Here is a 6,775-nt window from a genome sequence, read left to right on the forward strand (position 1 = left end):
GGCGGATGGGGCCTGAAGTGATCAAGGTCTAGAGTCGTTCCGAAACATGGTCATGTGAGCAATTGGCGTGTCTGGATCCCGGCCGTCCATGCGGAGCATGGCTCCGCCATGATGCCGGGATGACGCCATTTGTATGCAGGCGGGTTACGCAAATTCAACGTCACTCCGGCGAAGGCCGGAGCCCAGACGGGCTTGCGCATGTCGAACCGCTGTTTCCATCTGAAACGGAAACTCTCTAGATGTCGCCTTGCCGCTTCTCGCCCCGCCAGTTGGGCTCGAGATCGCCGGACTGGAGCGTGCCGCGGTCGCTGGCGAGCTGAGGGGCGAGGGGGTCCTGCCGCAAGGTCTCGGACGAGGCGATCGCCACGTCGTAGGCGAGCTTGCCCGCGAACTTCGCCTTCTGCACGAAGGCGTCCCAAAAATGTCCGGCCACGACGCACTGCTGCGCGTTGCGGTCGCAGTAGGTCATGGTCCAGTGCGCGGCCGTGGCCGCACGCTGGTAGAGAGCCGTCTGCTGCTCCTCGTCAGAGGGCATGAGGGCGACGCCGAGCGAGAGAACGACGGCAATCCTGAACAGGCTCATGGCAACGGGCTCCGGTCGTGGAACGCTTGGGCCGAGACGGCCTCAGATAACCGGCACGCTACGGCAAAAATTTTGAGGAACCGCGGCGGAAATCGGACGGAATTGAATAGAATTCTATCGATTTCGAAACGACCGTCCCGTTGAGAGTTCGCTCAGGTTAACGGGATCTTAACGTCCGCCTCCCGATACTCGGGCCCTCCGAAACCATAGGGCCCGGGGCCGCAAGATGACGCCGTCTGGTGTGAGGTTCGCGTTCCTGTCGTTTGCAGTCCTGACCGGCGCAATGGTGACCAACATCTTCGTGCTGCAGCCTCCGGGCCGCCAGCTCGCTGGTCTCGCCCCCGCCGGGGAGACCGCCTCGTCCGGCTGGACCGGCGGGACGCCGGCCGAGCCACAGCAGGCCGTCGCCGCGCGCGGGGAGGCGAGCGTTCCCCGCCTGGAGACGGGTGCGGTGAAGCCGCTACCCGTCGCCACCGATCGCACCGATCTCGTGCGTGCCGTGCAGCGCGAGCTCAAGGCCAAGGGCTACGAGACCGGCGCCGTCGACGGCGTGGCGGGGCTCGTGACGCGGGGCGCCGTCATGGCGTACGAGACGGACTCGGGGCTGGCCCTGACGGCCGAGCCGAGCGAAGCGCTGCTCCAGCACCTTGTGCTGGGCTCTGCCGATATCCGCACCTCGGCCGGAAGCGACGCCGCCCCGGGGCCTGAGGCCGAAGCCGTCGTCCGCGCCGTTCAGCGCGCCTTCCGCCAGCTCGGCTACATCACCACGATTCCCGATGGCCGCTTGAACGAGGCCATGAGACGTGCGATCCGGAAGTTCGAGGCAGACCGGAAGCTCAAGCAAACGGGTCGCATCTCCGGCGAGTTGCTCGCGAAGCTCGCGGGCCTGGCGAGCGATGCCCTGCAGGCCAGCCGATAGGGCGTGATCATATTTGATTGAATCGGGATCACGCTCTCTCTTCGATGAGACCGATGAGACACCCTTCAGGCCGATAGGGTCTGAAGGGATCATGGTCTAGGCAAACCGGCGCCCCAGCCGCCGGCGGGCGCCCCCGAAACAGGCCGGAGCGATGCGGCTCAAGTCCGAGATCTGGGTCAAGGCTTACGTGCGTCGGCTGGCGGGCGGCGGACGGCACGCCTACATCGTTCGCCATGGCGACGACGATGCCGGCGCGATCTACATCCGGGTCAATTGTCTCGACGGCACGTCTCTGCTCTTCGGACCGGCGCCGGCCAGTCTCTCGAGCGCCGAGACCGACCGCCGCTGGATCGCCTTCTCAAAGGGGGCTGCGCGCCCCGATCCCGAGGTGGACGCGCTCCTCGAACGCGAGGCTCGCACTGATCCCGACCTTTGGATCGTCGAAGTCGAGGCGCGGGACGGCGCCCATGGCCTCGAGGGATGGCTGACCGAGCTCTGAGGCTCTGCGGCCACGCCGCGACGCCAGCGTGCGGCAAGCTTCACGCCGTTAACTTTTCGTTAACCGAAGCAGGAGCCCCATCAATGCCATCCGCGAGGGGCGCAGGCCCGGAAAGGGAAGCCGGGCGAGCGAAAGAGGATGCACGGGCACGGGGGATGACACGATGGCCAGCATTCTGGAGTTCAGGCAGCCGGCACTAGGGTCCCGGCAGATGACAGCGCGGCGCGGGGCAGTTGCTTCCGCCGATATCGTTTTCTTTCCGGGCGTTCGTTACGAGCGCTGGGCCGAAGCCGACGCAAGGCCCGCGGAAAAGTCGCGCCATCGGACGCGCCGCCGCGACCATCTCGACCTCGACGATTGAGGGACGAGGCGCGATCTACGACGCGCGCGTGCGCCGGAATTTGCACTCTGCGCGCTTGAGATCCGCGAGCGCGCGCGGATTGTAGGCTTCGCCGCGATCCGGCGCGCGGACGATGGCCACGCCTTCGTTGGCGGGGATGGTGAGGGTCGCCTCGCGGGTGACGACAGGCTCGCCGGATCCCGCAGCGCCTCCCCCCGTCCGCCAGCCATCGTCGCCGGGAACCAGCAGGAGCGAGACGTTCGGCCGTTGCTCGGGTGAGGCCACGGAGGTGAAGAAGTTGCCGCCGTCCGGAGAAAAGAGCGCCAGCACCCAGCCGGGATCGGGCAGGAAGGCCTTGATGCTGACGGCGCCATTGCGCGTGTCGAAGCGGCAGACCGCATAGCGCGCGTCCGGTGAGAGAAACGGCAGCGGCTGGGCGCCGGGGGCCACCGCGGGCAGGATCTGCATCGTGTTCTCGGGTAGATCGCCCGCAAGGCGTCCATAGCCCGAGGTCGGGATCAGGTGGGACGTCGCCAGCGTGGCGAGGATGTGCAGGATCGCCGCCGCGAGCAGGGCGGCCGCTGTCAGCGGAATGTTGATCGAGGTGATGCGGGCCCAGAGGCGTTTGAGCATTGTTAGCACCCCTTGCGCGTGATGGTGGGCACGAGGCTCTCGAGATCGTCGTCCTGTGCCACGGCGCGCGTGCCGAGATCGAGCACCGTGAACGCGAGCGCGAGCCGCCCCGCGCCGCCCGTCGGCAGCCAGTTGCCCGCATGGGCATCGCGCGAGAGCGTCGCCCTGTATCTGCCGTCCGGATCGATGGCCATGGTATCGCTGGTGAAGGCCGAGCGTCCGAGAGCATTCGGAATTAGCCGGCCATCGGCGTCGAACACGGTGAGGCTCCACCAGAAGTCGGGCGCCTCGCGACCTTCGATCACGTAGTCGCAGGACGAGTGCAGGTTGCGCCCCTCGCCGTCGGCCCGCGCGATGAAGGTGTGCGAGACGCGCGTGCTGAGCGGCAGGATGCCGAGGCGAGCCGCGTGCGCGCGCGTATAGGGGTCGGCGTCCGGCTGCCCTGCCGCCACCCACGAGACCCATGGGCCGATCGTGACGGTCGTGAGCGGCGAGCCGCGCTCGATCATGTACCAGCTCGACCCCAACCCGAGGATCAGCACGACGCCGATGAAGAGCGCCCAGTCGGTCGTGTAGCCGATGAGCACGGCGAGCCGCTTCCGCAGCCGGTGCAGCGTGAAGCTCATGAAATTGAGCGAGGTGAGAGAGCGGAAGGTGCTGGCTGCGGACATGGATCAGGGAACGGCAGGAGCGGCAGGAGAGCTTCTGCCGCTGGTTTCGGAGGCGAAGGCGGGGTTGGCGCCGGTCCCGGCCCGATTGCCGCGCGGCTGCGTCCCCGGAGCTTGGGGAGCGGTGGGTGCCGGGGCGGGCCCGGGGGGCGGTTCGGCGACACCGGCGGCCTTGCGGAGCGCGGTCGCGATGCGTTTCAGGGCTTCGCGGGCGGGCTCCGCCATGGTGGGCGATTGCAGCTTGGCGGCGCCGAGCTCGGCGGCCGCGGCGGCCGGGTTGGAGAGCCTCAGCTCGGCAATGCGCTGCTGCTCGGCAACCTGCACCGGATGCGGCTGAAGTCCGGGCAAGTTTGGGATGTTCATGTCGCGATGCGCCACCGACATGAACGACTGCCAGAGCGGCGCGGCGAGCTGCCCGCCGGTGTTGCCGTGCGCCATCGGCCGGTTGTCGTCGTTTCCGAGCCAGACCACGCCGACGTACTTTCCGGTCGCGCCGACGAACCAGACGTCCTTCGGGCCGGAGCTGGTGCCGGTCTTGCCGACCACGTTGGTGAAGTCGAGCGCGGCGCGCTGCGCGGTGCCGTCCGTCACCACCTTCTGCATCATCTGGTTCATGCCTTGGGCCACCTTCTCGGAGACGAGCTGCGCCGGCTCCGGCTCGTCCCGCTCGCGGCTGTAGACCAATTCGCCCCTGGAGTTGACCATGTCGAGAATGGCGTAGGGGCGTGCGCTCTTGCCGCCGTTGGCGAACGTCGCGAGGCCGCCGGCGTGTTCGATCGGCGGGATACCGTAGTCGCCGAGCGCCATCGAGCAGGAGGTGCGGATGCCGGTGATGCCGAGGCGCTGCGTCATCTCGACGACCTTCTCGCGTCCGACCGCGAACGACAGCTCGGCGGCGACGGTGTTCAAGGATTTCGCGAGCGCCATCCAGAGCGGCATGCGCGAGCCGCTGCCGTGGCTGCCGCCGTAGTTCTGCGGGTGCCACCGCCCGCACGTGCGCGATGCGTCGCGCACCACGCTGGTCGGCGTGTAGCCGTTCTCGAGCGCGGTTGCGTAGACGTAGATCTTGAACGACGAGCCCGGCTGGCGGCGCGCATGCGTGGCGCGGTTGAACTGGCTCTCGCCGTAGTCCGGCCCGCCGACGAGCGCGCGCACCGCCCCGGTCGTCTCCATGGCGACGAGCGCCCCCGAGTTGATGCGCAGGCCGCGCCCCTTCTGCTTGAGGAAGGTGATCATCGCCTCGTCTGCCTGCTTCTGCATGGTGAGGTCGACGGTTGTGCGCGCCGTCAGCACGTACTGGTTCTTGCCTTCGGCCAGCCGCTGCACCTCCTCGTAGGCCCAGTCGAGGAACCAGTCGGGGCTGGTGGTGGCGCGCGTCTCGACGATCTGCGCCGGATGCAGGCGCGCTTCCAGCACCTGGGCCGGCGTGTAGAAGCCGGCTTCGACAAGGTTGTCCAGCACGACGTTCGTGCGTGCGCGCGACGCCGGCAGGTTGACGTGGGGAGCGTAGGTCGTCGGCGCCTTGTAGAGTCCGGCGAGCAGGGCGGCTTCGGCGAGGTTCACCTCACGCACCGACTTGCCGAAGTAGAACTGAGACGCGGCTTCGACCCCGAACGCGCCGCCGCCGAGATAGGCGCGGTCGAGATAGAGCTTGAGGATCTCGCGCTTGGTGAAACGTGTTTCAAGAAGCAGCGCCAGGAAGGCTTCCTTGATCTTGCGGTCGATCGAGCGCTCCGACGACAGGAACAGGTTCTTGGCGAGCTGCTGGGAGAGCGACGAGCCGCCCTGCACCACGTAGTTGGCGCGCAGGTTCTCGACCAGCGCGCGCGCCGTGCCGAGCACGTCGATGCCGAAGTGCTCGAAGAAGCGGCGGTCCTCGGTGGCGAGCGTCGCCTTGATGACGGCGTCCGGGATCTCCTCGAGTGGCACGGCGTCGTTGTGCAGGATGCCGCGCTGGCCGATCTCGTTGCCGGCCGCATCGAGGAACTTGACGCTGTACTTGCCGGTGAGGAAGCGCCCCTCGTCGAAGTCGAGGAACGCCGGCAGCGCGAGCGCGTAGAGAATGAGCAGTCCGCCGGTGGCGAGCGTGAACGCGTCGGAAGCGCCCTCGTTGAGGAGACGCCGCCAGCCCGTGAGCTTGAAGCGCGCAAAAAAGCTCGAGCCGGCGTCCCACAGGTCCTTGCAGCGCGACCAGAATTCCGAGAACGAGGAATCGAGCTTGGAATCGAGGGCCATCCAGTCGATGCCCTCGCGCCGGCCGCGTTTGAAGAACCAGTCGCTCAACGTGTCAGCCCCGAATTATGGCGCAATAGGACGGCCGTCGTCCTCGGGCGGGGGTCGCCTACCCGGACGCGGCCTCACGGACTCAGATCACTCGGGCATTATGGTTATTTATGCGGCTGCCGGAAGGCGGTCGCGCGAGTTGTAAGGGGATGCCGGCGGCGCATCGGGGTAAAGTTATCCCCGGCGTGAAATGGGCGGATACTCTGGAGTGTTCTCTCTGTTTAAGTAGTTTCTAATATTATATTATGGATACGAAAATAATACAAAGATCACGTCAATTCGTTATTGACAGCGAAACGGTCGATCGATAGTATTTCAGTATGGCTCGCAAAGTGTCGCTGGCGCTACGGCGGCGGAGCCTTCATCTCACAAACCATCGGCGCAAGAGACAGCACGGCCCGCGGCCCGACCGGGTGCGGATCGGGTACGGCGTGGCAGCGGCATGCAGGATGACGAGCAGACGTGGGCTCAGGTGCGTCGCGCATACGCCGATGCCTCGGTTCCGCTCTCCGAGATCGCGGGCCGCTTCGCCCTCAGCTCGATGCGGATCGGAGCGCGGGCGAAGCGGGAGAACTGGCCGGGGCGCGCGGAACGGACGCGTCAGCGCCCCCGGCGCGAGACCGCTGCGTGCGCAGGCGACCGACAGAAACGCAACCATCCGGGCGCCTTGCCTTCGCGCGGCGCGCGCCGGGCGCTCATCGCGCGCCTCTACCGCGCCATCAGTCTGAAGCTCGAGCACATGGAGAAGAGAATGGCGAGCGGTAAAGCCCGTTCGGCCCAGGACGAGGAACGCGAGAGCCGCGCCCTCGCCACCCTGATCAACAATTTCGAGAAGGTCACGGAGGCCGTC

General features: G+C 67.0%; 8 protein-coding genes. 4 read left to right on the forward strand and 4 right to left on the reverse strand.

Annotation, left to right across the window (positions count from 1 at the left end; translation table 11 throughout):
• Nucleotides 1–235 precede the first annotated feature (235 nt).
• Complete coding sequence (locus V7082_RS20975) at nt 236–583, reverse strand: hypothetical protein (RefSeq protein WP_334151589.1); 348 nt, start codon at nt 581–583, stop codon at nt 236–238.
• Between the two features lie 226 nt (nt 584–809).
• Here V7082_RS20975 and V7082_RS20980 point away from each other — a divergent pair, with 226 nt between their 5' ends.
• From V7082_RS20980 to V7082_RS20990, 3 genes are all read left to right on the forward strand, one after another.
• Nucleotides 810–1,502, forward strand: a complete 693-nt coding sequence (locus tag V7082_RS20980; RefSeq protein ID WP_334151590.1) for a peptidoglycan-binding domain-containing protein — start codon at nt 810–812, stop codon at nt 1,500–1,502.
• A gap of 151 nt (nt 1,503–1,653) precedes the next feature.
• A complete protein-coding gene (locus V7082_RS20985) occupies nt 1,654–2,001 on the forward strand; it encodes a DUF1491 family protein (protein ID WP_334151592.1) in 348 nt (115 codons plus the stop codon).
• 163 nt (nt 2,002–2,164) lie between these two features.
• Nucleotides 2,165–2,362 carry a hypothetical protein gene (locus V7082_RS20990; protein WP_334151593.1) on the forward strand — a complete coding sequence of 66 codons (198 nt, stop codon included), beginning with the start codon at nt 2,165–2,167 and terminating at the stop codon, nt 2,360–2,362.
• Between the two features lie 15 nt (nt 2,363–2,377).
• Here V7082_RS20990 and V7082_RS20995 read toward each other — a convergent pair whose 3' ends face one another.
• Genes V7082_RS20995 through V7082_RS21005 form a run of 3 tightly spaced genes read right to left on the reverse strand, consistent with a single transcriptional unit; the run spans nt 2,378 to nt 5,925 of the window.
• Nucleotides 2,378–2,974 (reverse strand): hypothetical protein, encoded by a 597-nt coding sequence (locus V7082_RS20995; RefSeq protein WP_334151595.1) that lies wholly within the window; start codon nt 2,972–2,974, stop codon nt 2,378–2,380.
• Nucleotides 2,975–2,976: 2 nt separating this feature from the next.
• Nucleotides 2,977–3,645 (reverse strand): DUF1214 domain-containing protein, encoded by a 669-nt coding sequence (locus tag V7082_RS21000; RefSeq protein ID WP_334151596.1) that lies wholly within the window; start codon nt 3,643–3,645, stop codon nt 2,977–2,979.
• A gap of 3 nt (nt 3,646–3,648) precedes the next feature.
• Nucleotides 3,649–5,925: a transglycosylase domain-containing protein gene (locus V7082_RS21005; RefSeq protein ID WP_334151598.1), complete on the reverse strand. Its 2,277-nt coding sequence runs from the start codon at nt 5,923–5,925 to the stop codon at nt 3,649–3,651.
• A 442-nt stretch (nt 5,926–6,367) separates the two neighbouring features.
• On the opposite strand from V7082_RS21005, the gene V7082_RS21010 reads away from it, so the two are divergent.
• A partial coding sequence (locus V7082_RS21010) for a hypothetical protein (protein WP_334151600.1) occupies nt 6,368–6,775 on the forward strand: 408 nt, incomplete at its 3' end.

The organism is Hyphomicrobium sp., from assembly GCF_036833075.1.
In the GTDB taxonomy this organism is placed as follows: domain Bacteria; phylum Pseudomonadota; class Alphaproteobacteria; order Rhizobiales; family Hyphomicrobiaceae; genus Hyphomicrobium_C.